Origin of the sequence: Mesorhizobium sp. M1143 (assembly GCF_040318435.1) — a bacterium.
In the GTDB taxonomy this organism is placed as follows: Bacteria; Pseudomonadota; Alphaproteobacteria; order Rhizobiales; family Rhizobiaceae; genus Mesorhizobium.
This window is the reverse complement of the sequence record NZ_JAMYMJ010000027.1, coordinates 1-16876: the sequence shown is the minus strand read 5'-3', so window position 1 is coordinate 16876 and position 16876 is coordinate 1. Positions and strand designations below refer to the sequence as shown.

Annotated in this window: 16 protein-coding genes and 1 pseudogene; 4 read left to right on the top strand and 13 right to left on the bottom strand. The window is 64.6% G+C overall.

What is annotated here, in order from left to right; translation table 11 throughout:
* Positions 1–4: 4 nt before the first annotated feature.
* The 5 genes and pseudogenes from NKH35_RS18690 to NKH35_RS18670 form a co-directional block, all read right to left on the bottom strand.
* Positions 5–388, bottom strand: a complete 384-nt coding sequence (locus NKH35_RS18690) for a type II toxin-antitoxin system VapC family toxin (protein ID WP_023819147.1) — start codon at positions 386–388, stop codon at positions 5–7.
* Positions 385–642 carry a type II toxin-antitoxin system Phd/YefM family antitoxin gene (locus NKH35_RS18685; protein WP_023711889.1) on the bottom strand — a complete coding sequence of 86 codons (258 nt, stop codon included), beginning with the start codon at positions 640–642 and terminating at the stop codon, positions 385–387. The genes NKH35_RS18690 and NKH35_RS18685 overlap by 4 nt, the downstream gene beginning before the upstream one ends.
* Before the next feature lie 320 nt (positions 643–962).
* On the bottom strand, positions 963–1667 hold the full coding sequence (gene hdaA / locus NKH35_RS18680) for a DnaA regulatory inactivator HdaA (RefSeq protein ID WP_023711890.1): 705 nt from the start codon (positions 1665–1667) through the stop codon (positions 963–965).
* Between the two features lie 2 nt (positions 1668–1669).
* Positions 1670–2863, bottom strand: coding sequence for an AI-2E family transporter (locus NKH35_RS18675; protein ID WP_352915783.1), 1194 nt, complete (start codon positions 2861–2863; stop codon positions 1670–1672).
* A pseudogene (locus NKH35_RS18670) lies at positions 2835–3388 on the bottom strand (CDP-alcohol phosphatidyltransferase family protein). Before NKH35_RS18670 ends, NKH35_RS18675 begins: the two are co-directional and overlap by 29 nt.
* Before the next feature lie 187 nt (positions 3389–3575).
* Between NKH35_RS18670 and purM the strand changes: the two are divergent.
* The 3 genes from purM to NKH35_RS18655 are packed head-to-tail and all read left to right on the top strand — an operon-like array spanning position 3576 to position 5890.
* Positions 3576–4655 (top strand): phosphoribosylformylglycinamidine cyclo-ligase, encoded by a 1080-nt coding sequence (gene purM, locus NKH35_RS18665; RefSeq protein WP_023670283.1) that lies wholly within the window; start codon positions 3576–3578, stop codon positions 4653–4655.
* The gene (gene purN, locus NKH35_RS18660; protein WP_023689060.1) at positions 4652–5359 is read left to right on the top strand and encodes a phosphoribosylglycinamide formyltransferase; all 708 of its coding nucleotides are present in this window, start codon (positions 4652–4654) and stop codon (positions 5357–5359) included. The genes purM and purN overlap by 4 nt, the downstream gene beginning before the upstream one ends.
* Before the next feature lie 6 nt (positions 5360–5365).
* On the top strand, positions 5366–5890 hold the full coding sequence (locus NKH35_RS18655) for a SixA phosphatase family protein (protein ID WP_023715099.1): 525 nt from the start codon (positions 5366–5368) through the stop codon (positions 5888–5890).
* 193 nt (positions 5891–6083) lie between these two features.
* Here NKH35_RS18655 and NKH35_RS18650 read toward each other — a convergent pair whose 3' ends face one another.
* From NKH35_RS18650 to NKH35_RS18625, 6 genes are all read right to left on the bottom strand, one after another.
* Complete coding sequence (locus tag NKH35_RS18650; protein WP_352915780.1) at positions 6084–6317, bottom strand: DUF680 domain-containing protein; 234 nt, start codon at positions 6315–6317, stop codon at positions 6084–6086.
* Positions 6318–6552: 235 nt separating this feature from the next.
* On the bottom strand, positions 6553–7326 hold the full coding sequence (dapB, locus tag NKH35_RS18645) for a 4-hydroxy-tetrahydrodipicolinate reductase (RefSeq protein WP_352915778.1): 774 nt from the start codon (positions 7324–7326) through the stop codon (positions 6553–6555).
* Between the two features lie 62 nt (positions 7327–7388).
* On the bottom strand, positions 7389–8192 hold the full coding sequence (gene speB, locus NKH35_RS18640; RefSeq protein WP_023684756.1) for an agmatinase: 804 nt from the start codon (positions 8190–8192) through the stop codon (positions 7389–7391).
* Between the two features lie 96 nt (positions 8193–8288).
* Entirely contained in the window at positions 8289–9461 is a 1173-nt protein-coding gene (locus NKH35_RS18635) for an amidohydrolase (protein ID WP_023743827.1), read from the bottom strand.
* On the bottom strand, positions 9454–10701 hold the full coding sequence (locus NKH35_RS18630) for a Zn-dependent hydrolase (protein ID WP_352915775.1): 1248 nt from the start codon (positions 10699–10701) through the stop codon (positions 9454–9456). The genes NKH35_RS18635 and NKH35_RS18630 overlap by 8 nt, the downstream gene beginning before the upstream one ends.
* A gap of 2 nt (positions 10702–10703) precedes the next feature.
* Complete coding sequence (locus NKH35_RS18625; protein ID WP_352915774.1) at positions 10704–11906, bottom strand: diaminopropionate ammonia-lyase; 1203 nt, start codon at positions 11904–11906, stop codon at positions 10704–10706.
* A 103-nt stretch (positions 11907–12009) separates the two neighbouring features.
* On the opposite strand from NKH35_RS18625, the gene NKH35_RS18620 reads away from it, so the two are divergent.
* Complete coding sequence (locus tag NKH35_RS18620; RefSeq protein ID WP_023689068.1) at positions 12010–12486, top strand: Lrp/AsnC family transcriptional regulator; 477 nt, start codon at positions 12010–12012, stop codon at positions 12484–12486.
* A 58-nt stretch (positions 12487–12544) separates the two neighbouring features.
* Here NKH35_RS18620 and NKH35_RS18615 read toward each other — a convergent pair whose 3' ends face one another.
* Together NKH35_RS18615 and NKH35_RS18610 are read right to left on the bottom strand one after the other, a co-directional pair.
* Entirely contained in the window at positions 12545–14653 is a 2109-nt protein-coding gene (locus NKH35_RS18615; protein ID WP_352915772.1) for a molybdopterin-containing oxidoreductase family protein, read from the bottom strand.
* Positions 14654–14811: 158 nt separating this feature from the next.
* Positions 14812–16689 carry an ABC-F family ATP-binding cassette domain-containing protein gene (locus NKH35_RS18610; RefSeq protein WP_352915769.1) on the bottom strand — a complete coding sequence of 626 codons (1878 nt, stop codon included), beginning with the start codon at positions 16687–16689 and terminating at the stop codon, positions 14812–14814.
* Between the last annotated feature and the right edge of the window lie 187 nt (positions 16690–16876).

The following is a 16876-nucleotide window of genomic DNA, read 5'->3' as shown; positions in this document are numbered from 1 at the left end:
AGCTCTATAGAGCGCTCTCGATATCGGTCTTCGAAAAATCGTCGCCAACATAGAGTAAGCGGCAGGCTCGATCCTTTGCCACTTCATAGGCAAAGCAATCGCCGAAATTGAGCCCGGCCGGATGAATACCCTTGCCCCATCGCCCATACGCCTCGGCTATGCGTCGGCCAGAGGCTGGTGTCACCGCCGTGACCTCGAAGCCGAGCCCGTCGATCAGGCCGGCCATTTCCTCACCGACATTGCGCCTATCCGCCACGATCAGCGCCTCGGCCACTGTGCCAGCCGAGATCAAAATATCGTCTTCGGCTTCCAGCGCCGCAATGCAGGCACTGGATTGAGGTTCGGCAAGAACGATCGCCATCAGGGCCGAGGTATCGACCACGATCATTCGGGCAGGCCATCAGCGCCATAGAGGAAATCCTGGCTCCGCGCGGCATCCGACCCGGCCTTTGCCTTGGCAGCGCCGGATGCTCGCATTGCCTCCAGCAATGCCCGGCGGCCTTTCCTGTCAGGGGCAGCCTTCACGGGAACAAGGCGCACGGCTGCATGACCATGGCGGGTCAGGATAATTTCATCCCCAGCCTCGGCACGACGCACCAGTTCGGTGAGCTGCCCCTTGGCGTCTGTAACGGATACCTGCATTGACCGCTCCTTTATGGACCATGCTCTGGTCCATATCCAAAAAGTAGACCATCTAATGGTCCATTTCAATGCAGGACGATGAGATCTTGCGGCTTGGTGAAGTCTGAATGACAGCTGGCGCGCAATCGTAGGCCTTGCGGCGATTCTATCTGAAGGTAAGCTCGCCGGGCGAGAACCCCAATCATCACTCCCGGCGAGCCTACAACCCGATCAGGAACGCGATCAGGACCGGGGTCAGCCGGCAAACGCAGTGTTGCAAGATGGATGCCAGAGGTTTCTTCTCGAAATGGGACAGGAGCGGAGTCTTCTCCTTCCACTGCCTAAACCTCGAACTCGCCCTGCCCTTCATCCATGGCGCTGACGATCTCGGCGGCGAGCGCCCTGGTGATCGGCGTCTTGCGCTCGAGCGCCGTGCGGTCGAGGCGTTCGACCACGCGCATGGCGGTGGCCAGCGAGCGCTCGATGCGGCGCACCAGATATTGCACGACATGCGGCTCGACCTCGACCTGGCGGTCGGCGAAGAGTTTGGCGATGACACCGGCCAGAAGCAAATCGTCCGGCTCATGGATCTCGACGGTTGCCGCCGCCTTCAGCCGCGAGGCAAGATCGGGCAACGTCACCCTCCAGGCGGCGGGGAAGCGCCGCGCCGTCAACAGCAAGGTGGCCCCGGCGCCGCGCACTTCATTGATGAGATGGAACAGGCCCGCCTCGTCGATGGCTGTCTTGTCGACATCGTCGATCAGCGCGGGCCTGCCGCCAAGCCCGGTGATGGCATTGCCGATGCGCTGGGCATCGACCGCCACAGCGTTGGCCCGCGCCTGCCAGATCGAGCCCAGATGTGTCTTGCCGGAACCGGCCGGGCCAGCGAGCACGATCACCGGCGACGGCCAGTCCGGCCAGCGATCGACAAGGGCTGCCGCCTCGCGGTTGGTGGCCGACACCACCAGTTCGTCGCGCGAGTAGCCGGTGCCGTGGCCAAGGTCGAGCGGCAGTTGGCGCGGCGGTTCGGTCTTATGATCCGTCACGTTCAGCCGCGCGGCGACCGGTGGCCGCCGCCGCGAGCGGCGGGCAGCGGCGGGACGGGCGCGCTGGAGTGTCCCTTGTAGAGCGGCGATTCGAGATAGCGGGCAATGGCAAACCGCACCAGCACGGCAACCGCCGCCGAAGCAGGAACGGCGATCAAAAGGCCGACGAAGCCGAACAGGGCGCCGAAAGCGAACAGCGCAAACATCAGCCAGACCGGGTGCAGGCCGACGCTTTTTCCGACCAATCTGGGCTGCAGGATGTTGCCTTCGATGAACTGGCCGATGAAGAACACCACGGCGACAGCAACGATCATGGTCCAGTCCGGCCAGAACTGGACGAAGGCGACGCCGACGGCCAGGACCAGTCCGGTCAGCGAGCCGACATAAGGGATGAACGAGATCAGCCCGGCGAAGAGGCCGATGAGGATGGCGAAATTCAGCCCGGTCAGCGTCAGGCCGGTGGCATACATGCCGCCGAGCACCAGGCACAGCGTGCCCTGGCCGCGCACGAAGCCGGCGGTCGCGGTGTTGATGTCCCTGGAGATCGCCCTGACCGTCCCGACATAATCGCGCGGCACCCAGCTGTCGACGACCGCCACCATGCGATCCCAGTCGAGCAGCATGTAGAAAGCGACAACCGGAGTGACCACGAACAGGCTGACCACCGACACCAGAGCAACGCCGGAACTCCAGATCGAGGTGAAGACGGTGCTCAGCAGGCCGAAACCGGAAGTGAGCAGCGAATTCAGCCCGTCGCGCAGGCCATTGGCATTGACGCCGAATTTCTGCTCCAGCCATTTCGGATCGAAGCTGGTGATCAGCGACTGCAGCCGGGTCAGATATTCCGGCAGCTTGCTGGCGAAATCGGCCATCTGCGTGGCCAGTACCGGAACCAGGATGACGAAGGCCAGCACCAAAAGGACGATGAAGGCGATCAGGATGACCACCGTCGCCATCAGCCGGGAGAGGCCGAGGCGTTGCAGCCGGTCGGCGACCGGGTCGAGAAAATAGGCCAGCACCATGCCGGCAACGAACGGCAACAGGATGCTGGAAAAAATGTAGAGGAACAGCGCCAGGAAGATTGCCGTGCCCAGCCAGAAGAAAATCTGGCGGCGAAACGCCAGGGACGCAGCCGCGTCTGCTAACGCGGCAGTCGCGGCATTCTTGTCAACTACCCGGGGTGGAGCCTTCGCCATAGCCGCTCATATGCCTCAGCCAAGCCACGAGATAGGCCGCGGCCGAAGCCACGGTCAAGACCCCGGACAGCAATATGAGCGCAGGCCTGAGCGGGTCGAGGCGGAGGCCAAGGGCAAGTTCGCCCAGCACACGGCGCCAGCACGATCTGGGCGGCGGTGTTGGCCTTCGACACATAGAGCGGCTTCATCTCGACCGGATGCGCCATGACCGTGGACAAAAGCACGGCGCAGATGATCAGCGCACGCGTGACACCATGGTCACCACCAGCCACAGCGGCAATTGCCCGATGAAGCCCATGACCACGAACACCGAGACCAGAAGCACCTTGTCGGCCATTGGATCGAGATAGGCGCCGAGTTCGAATGCTGGTTGAAGCGGCGGGCGATGAAGCCGTCGACGCCATCGGAAATTCCGGCAACGAGAAATCCGGCAAAGGCCCAGTCCCAGCGCATGTTCAGCATCGCCAGCACCACCGCCGGCACCAGCACGAAGCGCAGGATGGTGATGAGGTTGGGAATGGTCAAAGGCATGTCCCGCCATGCTTGTTCTGCAGATAGATGATGGAGTTGGATTGTGGCTGCAAGGACCAGCGGTGAAGGGGCGACTGTCCACGTATTTATCTTGGGCAAAAGCCCGGTATCCTGTCGTCATCCTTGCCCCCCGAAACCATTCATGCGAAGAGCCGCCGAGGGAAACAGGGATGCGCCGACGATGAGCAAGGGCGACCGGGCCAAGCGCAAGAACGGGCTCACCTATGCCGAGGCGGGCGTCGACATCGATGCCGGCAACCTCATGGTCGAGAAGATCAAGCCGCTGGTGCGCGCGACGCGCCGGCCGGGCGCCGATGGCGAGATCGGCGGTTTTGGCGGCCTGTTCGACCTCAAGGCGGCGGGTTTCACGGATCCGGTGCTGGTTGCCGCCAATGACGGTGTCGGCACCAAGCTGAAGATCGCCATCGATGCCGGCAAGCACGACACGATCGGCATCGACCTCGTCGCCATGTGCGTCAACGACATCGTCGTCCAGGGCGCCGAGCCACTGTTCTTCCTCGACTATTTCGCCACCGGCAAGCTCGACCCCGACCAGGGGGCGGCAATCGTCGGCGGCATAGCAATCGGCTGCCGACAGGCCGGCTGCGCGCTGATCGGCGGCGAGACCGCTGAAATGCCCGGCATGTATAACGACAAGGATTACGACCTTGCCGGTTTCGCCGTCGGTGCGGCCGAACGCGGCCAGTTGCTGCCGACAGACGATATTGTCGAAGGCGACGTGCTGCTGGGGCTGGCTTCCTCGGGCCTGCATTCAAATGGCTTTTCGCTGGTGCGCCGCATCGTTGGCGTCAGCGGGCTTGCCTGGAGCGATCCGGCGCCGTTCAACGATGAGGCTACGCTGGCCGAAGCGCTGCTCGAGCCGACCCGCATCTATGTGAAATCGATCTTGAAGGCGATCCGCAACACGCATGGCATCAAGGCGCTGGCCCATATCACCGGCGGCGGCTTTCCCGAAAACATTCCGCGCGTCCTGCCGAAGGACTTTTCCGCAGAGCTCGATCTCAATGCCATCGATGTGCCGCTGGTATTTTCCTGGCTGGCGAAGACTGGCGGCGTGGCGCCGGAGGAGATGATGCGCACCTTCAACTGCGGCATCGGCATGATCCTCGTCGTCGCCTCCGGCCAGGCGGCACAGGTCGCAGCCGTGCTGCAGGAGGCCGGCGAGACTGTGACGCCGATCGGCCGCATCGTTCCGCGCCGCGACGCCGGCGTCATCTATCGGGGCTCGATCGGCCTATGAGCAGGAAACGCACGGTTGTTCTGATCTCGGGACGCGGCTCGAACATGACGGCGCTGATCGCGGCGGCGAGCGACCCGGCCTATCCGGCCGAGATCGTTGGCGTCATTTCCGACCGGGCCAACGCCGCCGGCCTCGGCATCGCGGCCGCGCGCGGTATCCCGACCAAGGTCATCGTGCGCGCCGACCATGCCAGCAAGGAAGCCCATGATGCGGCGATCGACGCCGCGCTGATTGCGTTCAATGCCGAGATCGTGGCGCTGGCCGGCTATCTGCGCATTCTCTCCCGCGGCCTGGTCGAGAAGTGGCAAGGGCGCATGCTCAACATCCACCCTGCCCTGCTGCCGGCCTTCAAAGGGCTCGATACGCATGCGCGCGCCCTGCGCGCCGGCATTCGCATTCATGGCTGCACGGTGCATTTCGTCACATCAGAGATGGATGACGGCCCGATCATCGCGCAGGCAGCGGTGCCGGTGATGGTCGGCGACAACGAAGACACGCTGGCCGCCAGAGTGCTGAAGGCCGAGCACCGGCTTTATGCGCTGGCGCTCGGGCTGGTCGCTGACGGCAAGGCGCACATGGAAGGCGGTCGCACCGTGCTGGCACATTTCGCCGACGATGCCGAAAACGGAACTTCCGTGGTGATGGCGCCCGACCCGCTGCGCGAAGAACGCGATCTCGAACATCTGGCGCGGATCACGCCGTAGGCCGACATGGCGACATCGAGACAATTGCTCCTGCTGCGCCACGCCAAGTCGAGCTGGGACGACCCGGCGCTTGCTGATTTCGACCGGCCGCTCGGGCCGCGCGGGCTGAAGACGGCGCCGCTGATGGGGCGCGAACTGGCCCGGCGCAGTTGGCTGCCCGACCTGGCGCTGGTGTCGCCGGCGCTGCGCACGCGCGAGACATGGCGGCTGGTCTCGGCGGAACTGTCGGCGAGCGTAACGGTGGAGTTCGCCGAGGCGCTTTTCGAAGCCACGGCTGGCGACATTCTGGCCGAGGTGCAGCAGGCAGTCGCATCAGCTGGCTGTCTCCTGGTGCTTGGCCACAATCCCGGCCTGGAGGATTTTGCCCGCCGGTTCGCCGGTCCGCGATCGGGTGTGGCTGCTCTCAGGAAACTTGAAGAGAAATTCCCGACCGGCGCCCTTGCCCGCTTTGTCATCGACGGCGACTGGGCGGATCTCGGCTTCGGCGCGGCCCGGTTGACGCATTGCATCAAGCCGAAGGATCTAAGCTAGAGCAAGCTGCCTAACGGGCTAGCCGCAGGTGACAGCCGCAAACCGTGTTTTGAAAAGACCACGGTCAAACAAGGAGATAGGACCCGCTGCTGGCGGATTGATTCAAGATCTTTGCGGCCCGAGTCGATTGCATAAAAACCAAGAGCGGTGGGCCAGGCCCACCGCTCTTTGTGGTCGTCGATTTCTCAGAAAATCAACGACCCCAGATGCCCTGGCCGGATTCCGGCTGGTTCGAGTCGCCCTTGATCGTGAAATCGCCGAGGCCGGCCGGCTTGCGGATTGAGGCGGTATAACTGTGATCGATGTTGCCGGCGGGCGCTGCCACAGCAGGCTGGTTGACGCCGTCGGAGCCGTAGTGGTCGCTGCCTGCGAAAGCGGTGCCGGTGGCAAGGAGGATGGCAGCAGCGGTAAGTGCGATCTTGGTCATTTCAGGTAATCCAGATTTTTCAGTTCTGTCCGTCAAGTGGCGTGCCTTGGGAGGAATTCGCGTCGCTCGGACCACCCCGAAATGGGTGTGCGTTACTGCCATTGCCAATCACAAAAATGTGCGAACCGAACCGTTCGGTTCGGCGTGGGAAGGCGCGAAATGGCGTAGTTGTTGCTATATTCTATCTCTAGGCGGCTCCGACCTCGCAAGCCCCTCGTTGCGTTACCCTTGCATCTCAAAAGGCCGTGAACCCCAGCACGTCGCGCATGTCGTATTCGCCGGGCGGCCGGCCGGCGACCCAGAGTGCTGCCGCAATGGCGCCGCGAGCGAACATCGAGCGGTCGCCGGCTGAATGGGAGAGCGTGAGCGTCTCGCCCTCGGCCAGCAAGCTCACGCTGTGTTCGCCAACGATGCTGCCGCCGCGCAGCACGGCAAAGCCGATCTCGCCGGCAGGGCGCGGACCTGTGACGCCGTCGCGGATGCGTTTCGCCACATCGTCCACCCTGCCGCCATGTCCGCGAGCGGCCGCCTCGCCCAGCATCAGCGCGGTACCCGACGGTGCGTCGACCTTCATGCGGTGATGCGCTTCCAGGATCTCGATGTCGGCGTCGGGGCCAAGTGCCCGCGCCGCCTGCTTGACCAACCCGGCCAGCATGTTGAGCCCGAGCGAGTAGCTGCCGGAGCGCACGATGGCGACGGACTTCGAAGCAGCAGCGATGGCGGCGAGATCGGCCGGCTCGAAGCCGGTCGAGCCGATGACAAGTGCCGGGCGGCCGCGGGCGGCGCAAGCTTGTGCAAGATCGACGGACGCGGCAGGCGTGGTGAAGTCGATGACGACATCGGCAAGCGCCAGTGCTTCGTCGCGCTCGACCAGCCCCTCACCGATGCTGCCTGGCCTGTGAAAGCGGGCGACGAGCGTCAGCCTGGGATCGGCCTCGACGGCCAGCGCCATCTGGCTGCCCATGCGCCCGTTCGCGCCGGCTATGGCTATTTTCAAAGGATGCGGCATGCGGCTTTCACTGGAAATGCGAGTCACAACAATGATCTACCATGCCGCCCTGCCAGATTGATTCAGCCGGCGCCATGCGTCTTGAGCATCATGCCGGCGATCTCCTTGACCAGCTTGGCGGCAACCAGCGCGGTGAGATTGGAGACGTCCTGGCTTGCATTGTATTCGACGACATCGGCGCCGACGATGGGCTGGTCGATCCGCTGGATCAGGTTGATCACTTGCCGGGTTGTAAGACCACCGGGTTCGCGGTGCGACACGCCGGGCGCACAAGCCGGGTCGAGGCCGTCCAGATCGACCGAGAGGTAGACCGGCGTCTTGAGGTCGAGCTGCAAATCCTCGCTGAAATGCCGCGCCTCGATCATTTCGACGCCGAAGCGCTTGAGCTGGTCACGAAGTTCATCATTGAGGGTGCGCAAGCCGATCTGGATCAGCCGGTCGGCCAGCCCCTCCTCCAGGATGCGCGCGAAGGACGAGGTGTGGGACCGCCTGTTGCCCTGATAGGCATCGTAGATGTCGGGATGGGCGTCGATCTGGACGATCGTTAGCCTGGCATGGCGGCGGCGCACGGCACGCAGCACCGGCCAGGCGATGGCATGATCGCCGCCGAGGCTGATCAACGGGTGGCCGGCATCCAGCGCGCGGCCGACCTCGGCCTCGATTCGCTCCCACGGATCGCCGGCGCCTGAAAAGTCGATGTCGCCGTGGTCGACGAAACTGTCCGCCACATCGAAGCCGGTTTCGCTCCACGAGCTGTGCGCGTCGCTTTTGAGTTCGCGCCGGATCAGGGCCGGCGCTGCAGCCGCGCCCTTGAGATAGGACGAGTTCTCGTCATGTGGTATTCCCAGAAGCGAAACCCTGGTCATCGGCGTGCGATCTCCGGCAACAGGCAATCTCCCTAAACCCGGCATCTGGCTGGCGATAGCAGTGCCGCTTGGGCCAGTTGCGAAGGCGATCAGGCGTCACTTCCCGATCGCGCCGCCCAGTCTTTGCCTGACGATCGCGATATGGAAATCCGTGCCGTGCAACAGCCCGTCATCGTTGAAGTCGTAGCTGGAATTGTGCAGCGGCGGCGAGGTCTCGCCATTGCCGAGAAAGACGAAGCAGCCCGGTACGTGATCGAGGAAGCGGGCGAAATCCTCCGAGGCGGTCATCGGCTCCGCCGCGATGCTGGCGGCGCCATAGGCCAGCACGCGCCTTGCGGCGACAAAGGCCGCGTCCACCAGGTCGGCATCGTTCTGCAGCGGCACGAATTCCCTGCTATAGGTCACGTCGGCGGTGACATTGTAGGCGGCGGCGGTACCCGCTGTGATGACCCGCATCTGGCGCTCGATCTCGGCGCTGACCTCGGGACGAAAACTGCGGGCGTCACCGAGGATGCGGGCGAGGCCGGGCAATGCGTTGCGGGTGCCGTCGGTGATCAGTTCGGTCACCGAAACCACCGAAATGTCGGCCGGGCTCAGCCGGCGCGAGACGATGGTCTGCAGATTGGTGACCAGCGCGCAGGCGGCGACCAGCGTCTCGTTCCCGGAATGTGGCCGCGCCGCATGGCCGCCGATCCCCTTGAGCACGATCTCGAAATTGTCCTCCGCCGACATGAACGGGCCGGCACGGGTCTCGAAATGTCCAATGGGCAGGCCCGGCATGTTGTGCAGGCCAAAGATCTCGTCGAAGGGGAAGCGCTGCAGCAGCCCGTCATCGAGCATTGCCAGCGCGCCCTTGCCCCACTCCTCGGCCGGCTGGAAAACGAAACGCACGGTGCCGTCGAAACCGCCCTCGGCGGCGAGCAGCTTTGCCGCGCCGAGCAGCATGGTGGTGTGGCCGTCATGGCCGCAGGCATGCATGATGCCGGGGTTCTGCGAGCCATAGGCTGTCGCGGACTGCTCGGTGATCCGCAGCGCATCCATGTCGGCCCTGAGCGCAATCGCCCGGTTGCCGCTGCCGCGCTTCAACGTGCCGACGATGCCGGTGCCGCCGACCCCCTCTGCAACGTCGTCCAGCCCGAATTCGCGCAGCTTCGCGGCGACAAAGCCAGCGGTGCGCTTTTCCTCGAAACCGAACTCGGGGTGCGCGTGCAAATCGCGCCGCCAGCCCGTCATCTCCCGCTTCAGCGCATCACGATCGAGTTCAGCCATTTTTCTCCCCGACCTCTTTTGCAAGCTCACTGGCGACATCAAGCAGGATGTTGGCGCCGGCGACAAGCTCGGCATCTTCAGTGTGTTCGCGCGAATTGTGGCTGATGCCACCGGCGCTCGGCACGAAGATCATTGCCGCCGGCGCGAGGCGGGCCATCATCTGCGCGTCATGGCCGGCGCCCGATGTCATGCGCCTGACGCCGAGACCGCGGTTCTTCGCGGCCGCCTCGATCAGTTCGACGATGCCGATGTCGAACAGCACCGGTTCGAAGCGGGCGAGCCGCTCGACCGAGATCGATACGTTCTCCGAAACCTCAAGCTCCTCGAGATAGGCAGCAAGGGCCGCCTCATGCGCCTGCAGGCGCTGTTCGTCGGGATCGCGCAGGTCGATGGTGAAGACGGCGCGCGCGGGAATGACGTTGATGGCGTTGGGTTCGAAGCGCATCGTGCCGACCGTGGCCACGGTTGGCCCATTTGAAGCCCTGGCCCGATCGTGCAGGAAGGTGATGATGCGGGCGGCGGCGTGGCCGGCGGCGCTGCGCATCGACATCGGCGTGGTGCCGGCATGGTTGGCGGCGCCGTCGATGGTGATGCGCTGCCAGGAAATGCCTTGCAAATTCTCGACCGCGCCGATCGGCACGCCTTCACGCTCCAGCACCGGCCCTTGCTCGATATGAAGTTCGAGATAGGCATGCGGCTTGAGGAAGCCGGGTTCGCGGTCGCCGGCATAGCCGATGCGGGCGAGCTCCTGGCCGAGCACGCTGCCATCCGTGCCGATGGCGGCCAGCACGGCCTCGGCGCTGACGCCACCGGCATGGCATAGCGAGCCCATCATGTCAGGCGTGTAGCGCACGCCTTCCTCATTGGTGAAAGCCGCGACCGCGACCGGGCGCGACGGCGAAAAGCCCGAAGCCTGCAGCGTCTCGATCACCTCCAGCCCGGCCAGCACGCCGTAGCAGCCATCATAGATGCCGGCATCGATAACGGTGTCGATATGCGAACCGATGAGCAGCGGCGCCTGCCCGGCATTGTCGGGGCTTTGCCAGATGCCGAAGATATTACCGACCCGGTCGATGGCGACTTCCAGCCCGGCCTGCCTGAGCCAGCCGACAAAGAGGTCACGGCCCTGTCTGTCTGTGTCGGAGGCGGCGAGCCGGATCAGCCTATCCTCACTGTCGCGGCCAACGGCGCCGAGTTCCCGGATGCGGCCAAGCAGACGCTGTGCATCGATCCCGATCATGGCTATGCCTCGGCCTTCAGCTTGCCGGCCAGCACATCGGCGGGGCTCTGCCCGACCAGCTCGGTATAGCGATGCGGGTCTGTGGCGCCTTCGGTGTTGATCAGCAGCACGCGGGATTTGTCGTCGAGCCCGAGCGCGGCCTTGTGGTCGGCCACCGCCCGGATCAGCCCGGCCAGACCGACGCCGCCGCTTTCGCCGGCGACGATCACTGGATCATTGCCAGCCGGCCGTGCCAGCCGCCGCATCACCGCGACCGCCTCCTCCTCATCCACTGTCATGAAGGCATCGGCAACCCGCGCCAGAACGCGCCAGGCAACTTGCGAGGCCTCGTAGCATTCGAGCATCGCCATCACCGTCGGCTGATCGTGTGCGACCTTGACCACGTGGCCCGCCCGGGCGGCTGCGACAACGCAGGCGGCGCGGGCCGGCTCGACGACGATGAAGGTCGGCCTGGCGTCACCGAGCACGATGGCGAGATGGCCGGCCAGGGCGGCGGCAATACCGCCGACACCGGCCTGCACGAAGACATGGGTCGGCGGCTGCGGCAACTGGCCCAACGCTTCGCGCACGATCGCCGTATAGCCCTGCATGACCAGACCGGGGATGCGCTCGTAGCCCGGCCAGGAGGTGTCGGACACCACGGTCCAGCCTTGCTCCGCTGAAACCTCGGCGGCCTGCCTGACCGAGTCGTCATAATTGCCGTCGACGCGGATCATCTCGGCGCCATAGCGGGCTATTGCTGCAATGCGCGCCTCGCTGACGCCGGCGTGAACGAAGATTGCCGCTTTCGCGCCAACCAACTGTGCACCTTGCGCGACCGAGCGGCCATGATTGCCGTCGGTGGCGCAGGCAACCGTCATGCCGGCAGCGATTGCCCGGACGTCGAACCGGTTGAGATCGGCCACGTCAACGGGCCGATGAAGCGATCGGCTCGCCTCCTCCAGCACCAGTCGAAAAACGGCATAGGCGCCGCCGAGCGCCTTGAAACTGCCGAGACCGAGGCGAAAGCCTTCATCCTTGATGTGGACGGCGCCGAGGCCGAGTTCGCCGGCCAGCGTCGGCAATGCATGCAACGGAGTTGCCAGGTGATTGTCGCGATGGGCCAGAAAGCGCTCGACCGTATCGGCGCCGGCATTCCCCAGCGTTTCGGCCTCGACCGGATCGAGCGGCCGACGGTGCAAGGCATTGCTGTTGAGCAGGAACACGGGTGGCCTCCTTTGGGTGTGACGAAATCATATTGCAGCCGAGGCGCAAATAGCGCTGTTATTGGCGCTTCGAAATGCAAGTTTGTTTCGCCAGGATAGCGCTTTGCCTCGATCGCCTTCGCTCGACAGTTTCGACCTCGCCATCCTTGCCATCCTGCAGCGGGACAACACGACGCCGCAGCGGCTGATCGGCGAAGCCGTCAACCTGTCGGCGCCGGCGGTGCAGCGGCGCATCAAGCGCATGGAACAGTCCGGCGTCATTGCGGGCAATGTCGCCGTGGTCGACCCGGCGGCGGTCGGCCATCCCATCACCATCTTCGTCGAAGTGGAACTGGAGAGCGAACGCTCGGACCTGATCGACGCGGCCAAGCGGCAATTCTCGGCAGAGCCCGAAGTGCAGCAATGCTACTACGTCACCGGCGAGGCCGACTTCATCCTAGTCATCACCGCGGCCGACATGGGGGCCTATGAGGCCCTGACGCGCAGACTGTTCTTCGACAGCAAGAATGTCCGAAAATTCCGCACCTTCGTTGCCATGGACCGTGTCAAGGTGGGGCTGACGGTGCCTCTGCCGGGATAGCCAGTCACTTTTACGCAATTCCGGACGGAAAACCGCTCACACTTTTCCTGGAATTGCTTCAGCCAGCCGGCCGCAGCCAGACCTTGTTGTCGTGGAAGGCCGCACCGCCATAGGGCGCTGGTGCGTCGGCGCCGGTGAGCACATTGATGCCTTCGCCACGCTCATGGGCGCTGTTTGGCCAGATGCCCTCGGCGATCACCACGCCGCGCTTGAGGCCTTCGAACAGCTTTGCGTGCAGCACCACCTCGCCGCGCCGGTTGCCGACCTCGATACGGTCGCCGTCGCCCAAGCCAAGCGCGGCAGCGTCGTCCGGATGCAACAACAATTCCGGCCGGCCTTCCTTGGCCTTCGACACCGGCGTTTCCGAGAAGGTCGAATTGAGGAAGTTGCGCGCCGGCGATGTGGCGAGCCGGAACGGATGCTCGGCGTCCGCCACCTCGATCAGGTCGACATGGTCAGGGAATTCCGGGAGTTCCGCCACCGGCCCGAACAGGCCCATGCTTTTCGGCGGCCGGTTGGGCGCCGCCTGCCCGCTCCAATTGGCGCGGAAGTGAAATTTCTTGTCGGCATGGCCGAAGCCAGCGATGAAATGCGCGGCCTCGAAATCCGGCTGCAGGTCGACCCATTTGTCTTCCTTCAGGCTGGCGAAGCTGCCCAGCCCGCGCTTGCCCAGGATGATGTCGATATGCTGCTGCTCGGTCAGGCCAAAGCCCGGCCGGTCGGAGACGCCGAGACGCTGCGCCAATTGCTCGATGACGAAGTGGTTGGTGCGCGGCCCTTCCGGCGGGTCGATCAGCTTGGGACCAAGCGTGATGTGCTGGTTGCCACCGCCCTTGTAGACGTCGTCATGCTCGAGAAACATCGTTGCCGGCAAAACGACATCAGCGAGCTTTGCCGTGTCGGTCATGAACTGCTCGTGCACGCAGGTGAACAGGTCGTCACGCAGGAAACCCTGCTTCACCAGCCGCTGCTCGGGCGCGACATTCACCGGGTTGGTGTTCTGGATCAGCATCGCCGTCACCGGCGGGCCGCCATAGAGCGCGTCCGCTGCACCGGTCAGCACCGGGCCGATGCGCGACTGGTCGAGATGGCGAATATTGGGATCGCGCATCGCGGCGCCTTCCAGCACATCCTGGTTGAGCTTGAAGATGCCGGAATTGGAATGGAAGGCACCGCCACCCTCATATTGCCAGGCGCCGGTGACGGCGGCGATGCAGGATGCCGCGTGCATGTTGACCGCGCCGTTGCGCTGGCGGGCAAAGCCATAGCCGAGGCGGAAATAGGTTTTCCTCGTCGAGCCGACGAGGCGTGCGAAAGCCTCGATCTCGGTGACGGCAAGACCGGTGATGGCGGAAGCCCATCCCGGCGTGCGCGTCTCCAGATGCGCTTCCAGCCCCTTCGGATCGTCGGTGTATCTTTCGAGATAGGCGCGGTCGGCCATGCCTTCCCTGAACAGCACATGCATGACCGCGCAGGCCAGCGCGCCATCGGTGCCGGGCTTCAGCACAAGGCCCATATCGGCCTGCTTCATCGTCGCGTTCTCGTAGACGTCGATAACGACGATCCTGGCGCCACGCTCCTTCCGCGCCTTGATGGCGTGGGTCATGACATTGACCTGCGTGACCACGGCATTGGTGCCCCAGATCACCACGCAGTCGGACTTCGCCATCTCCCGCGGATCGGGACCGCGCAAGGCGCCCGCTCCCATCATCCAGCCGGTCCAGGCCAGATTGGTGCAGATCGAGCCGAAGAAGCCGGAGTATTTTTTTGCATGGCGCAGCCGGTCGATGCCGTCGCGCTGCACCAGCCCCATCGTGCCGGCATAGTAATAAGGCCAGACGGTCTCGGAGCCGTATTTTTCCTCGGCCGCGATGAATTTCTCGGCGACGAGGTCGAGTGCCGCTTCCCAGCTGGATTCTTTCCAGATGCCGTCGCCCTTGGCGCCGGCGCGAACAAGCGGCTTCAGCAGTCGGTCCGGATGATGGACACGATCGGCATAGCGCGCGACCTTGGCGCAGACCACACCAGCCGTATACGTATTGGACTTGGCGCCATGGACACGGCCGATGCGGTTGCCATCGAGCAGTTCGACCTCGAGCGCGCAGGTCGAAGGGCAATCATGCGGACAGGCGGAGTGGCCGATTCTGAGCTTGGCGTGCTGGTTCATGGGGCGTTTTTAGCGGGTTTCGCGGGCGGCGTGTAGGGCCAGATCTTACCCTCCCCTTGATGGGGAGGGTCGGCGCGCAGCGCGGGGGGGGGGTGCGGCGCAGACCCCCGCCCCGCTCCGCTTCGCGGATCGACCCTCCCCACAAGGGGGAGGGTAAATCACTCCGCCGTGCCTTCCTCGTACTCGGCCGACATGGTCAGCCACTTTTCCTCGTGGCCAGCCAACTGCTGTGCCAACTGCGAGCGCTCCTTGGCCAGCCGGGTCGCCGTCGATGGATCCTTCTCATAGACGGCCGGATTGGCGAGTTCGTCCTCGATCAGGTCGATGCGCTTGCGGATGCGGTCCATCAGCGCTTCGGTGGCGCGGATTTCCTTGGCCAGCGGCTCGAAGGCGGCGCGGCGCGCCGCGGCATCGCGGCGGCGATCGGCCTTGGATGCCTTCTCGGCCTCGCGCTTGCCGCGTCGATCGCCGGACACGCCGGTGACGAGCGTCTTGTAGTCCTCAAGGTCGCCGTCATACGGGTTGACCGCACCATCCTTGACCAGCCACAGCCGGTCGGCGGTCGCTTCCAGCAGATGGCGGTCATGCGAGATCAGGATGACGGCGCCGGGAAACTCGTTCAGCGCATGGATCAAGGACTCGCGGCTGTCGATGTCGAGATGGTTGGTGGGTTCGTCGAGGATGAAGAGGTTCGGGCCTTCGAAGGCCGACAGGCCCATGAGCAGGCGCGCCTTCTCGCCGCCCGACAGATCCTTGGCGGCGGTGTTCATCTTCTCGGTGGTGAGGCCGAACTGGGCGACGCGGCCGCGCACCTTGGATTCCGGCGCTTCCGGCATCAGCCGGCGGACATGCTCGTAGGCGTTTTCCTCCGGCCTGAGATCGTCGAGCTGATGCTGCGCGAAGATCGCCACCTTCAGGCCCGGCGCCACCGTCATGGTGCCGGTTTCCTGCTTCAGCCTGCCCGAGAGAAGCTTGGCGAAGGTCGACTTGCCGTTGCCGTTGGCGCCGAGCAGCGCGATGCGATCGTCGGCATCGATGCGCAACGTCATCTTCTTGAGGATCGGCTGGCCCTCGGTGTAGCCGACATTGACGTTGTTCAGCGCCACGATCGGCGACGCCACCGTTTTCACCGGCTCCGGGAAAGAGAACGGCCGCACCGTGTCGTTCACGAGCGCTGCGATCGGCTTCATCTTCTCCAGCGCCTTGATGCGCGACTGCGCCTGTCTCGCCTTCGAAGCCTTGGCTCGAAAACGCTCGACGAAGGATTCCATGTGCTTGCGGGCGGCTTCCTGCTTGACACGGCCCTTCTCCTGCAACTCCTTCTGCTCGGTGTACTGGCGCTCGAACTGGTCGTAGCCGCCGCGCCAGAAGGTCAGCTTCTTCTGGTCGAGATGAACGATGGAATTGACGGCGCGGTTGAGCAGGTCGCGATCGTGCGAGATCAGAAGCACCGTGTGCGGATATTTCGACACGTAGTTTTCCAACCAAAGCGTTCCTTCGAGATCGAGATAGTTGGTCGGCTCGTCGAGCAGCAGAAGGTCGGGCTCGGCAAACAGCACCGCGGCGAGCGCCACACGCATGCGCCAGCCGCCGGAGAAGGACGAGGCCGGGCGGCGCTGCGCGGCGTCGTCGAAGCCAAGGCCGGCGAGGATGGTGGCCGCGCGGGATTCCGCCGAATGCGCATCGATATCCGCCAGCCGCATATGGATGTCGGCAATGCGGTGCGCGTCGGTGGCGGTCTTTTCCTCCTCGAGCAATGCGGTGCGCTCGAGGTCGGCCTTGAGCACGATTTCGATCAGCGGCTCCTCGGTGCCGGGCGCTTCCTGCGCCACCTGGCCGATGCGGGTGTTCTTGGGCAGGCTTATCGAGCCGGTCTCGGAGGGAAAGTCGCCGGTGATGGCCTTGAACAGCGTCGTCTTGCCGGTGCCGTTGCGGCCGACGAGGCCGGCCTTGGTGCCGGCCGGCAAGGTCAGCGAGGCATGATCGAGAAGCAAGCGTCCGGCCATGCGGAGCGAAAGATCGTTGATGATAAGCATGCCGGGGCTTTTGCACGGGAGGGCGGCGCTTCGCAAGGGCCTGGGCGCTGGCGGGGGCATAAGGCATGAAGAGGGCGGGGCGGCAGCCCGCCCGGGCAGTGGAACACCCCGCCGACGGGTGTGGGGGTGGGTGGGGGAGGGGGGGGGGTTTTGGGTGGGGCGCGGCTGCGCGCGGCGCGGGGCCGGC

What these genes read in the sequence shown, in the direction of transcription:
- NKH35_RS18690 (WP_023819147.1), bottom strand. Translation starts at nt 388, where the DNA reads ATGATCGTGGTCGATACCTCGGCCCTGATGGCGATCGTTCTTGCCGAA.
- NKH35_RS18685 (WP_023711889.1), bottom strand. Translation starts at nt 642, where the DNA reads ATGCAGGTATCCGTTACAGACGCCAAGGGGCAGCTCACCGAACTGGTG.
- NKH35_RS18675 (WP_352915783.1), bottom strand. Translation starts at nt 2,863, where the DNA reads ATGGCGAAGGCTCCACCCCGGGTAGTTGACAAGAATGCCGCGACTGCC.
- purM (WP_023670283.1), top strand. Translation starts at nt 3,576, where the DNA reads ATGAGCAAGGGCGACCGGGCCAAGCGCAAGAACGGGCTCACCTATGCC.
- purN (WP_023689060.1), top strand. Translation starts at nt 4,652, where the DNA reads ATGAGCAGGAAACGCACGGTTGTTCTGATCTCGGGACGCGGCTCGAAC.
- NKH35_RS18655 (WP_023715099.1), top strand. Translation starts at nt 5,366, where the DNA reads ATGGCGACATCGAGACAATTGCTCCTGCTGCGCCACGCCAAGTCGAGC.
- NKH35_RS18650 (WP_352915780.1), bottom strand. Translation starts at nt 6,317, where the DNA reads ATGACCAAGATCGCACTTACCGCTGCTGCCATCCTCCTTGCCACCGGC.
- dapB (WP_352915778.1), bottom strand. Translation starts at nt 7,326, where the DNA reads ATGCCGCATCCTTTGAAAATAGCCATAGCCGGCGCGAACGGGCGCATG.
- speB (WP_023684756.1), bottom strand. Translation starts at nt 8,192, where the DNA reads ATGACCAGGGTTTCGCTTCTGGGAATACCACATGACGAGAACTCGTCC.
- NKH35_RS18635 (WP_023743827.1), bottom strand. Translation starts at nt 9,461, where the DNA reads ATGGCTGAACTCGATCGTGATGCGCTGAAGCGGGAGATGACGGGCTGG.
- NKH35_RS18630 (WP_352915775.1), bottom strand. Translation starts at nt 10,701, where the DNA reads ATGATCGGGATCGATGCACAGCGTCTGCTTGGCCGCATCCGGGAACTC.
- NKH35_RS18615 (WP_352915772.1), bottom strand. Translation starts at nt 14,653, where the DNA reads ATGAACCAGCACGCCAAGCTCAGAATCGGCCACTCCGCCTGTCCGCAT.
- NKH35_RS18610 (WP_352915769.1), bottom strand. Translation starts at nt 16,689, where the DNA reads ATGCTTATCATCAACGATCTTTCGCTCCGCATGGCCGGACGCTTGCTT.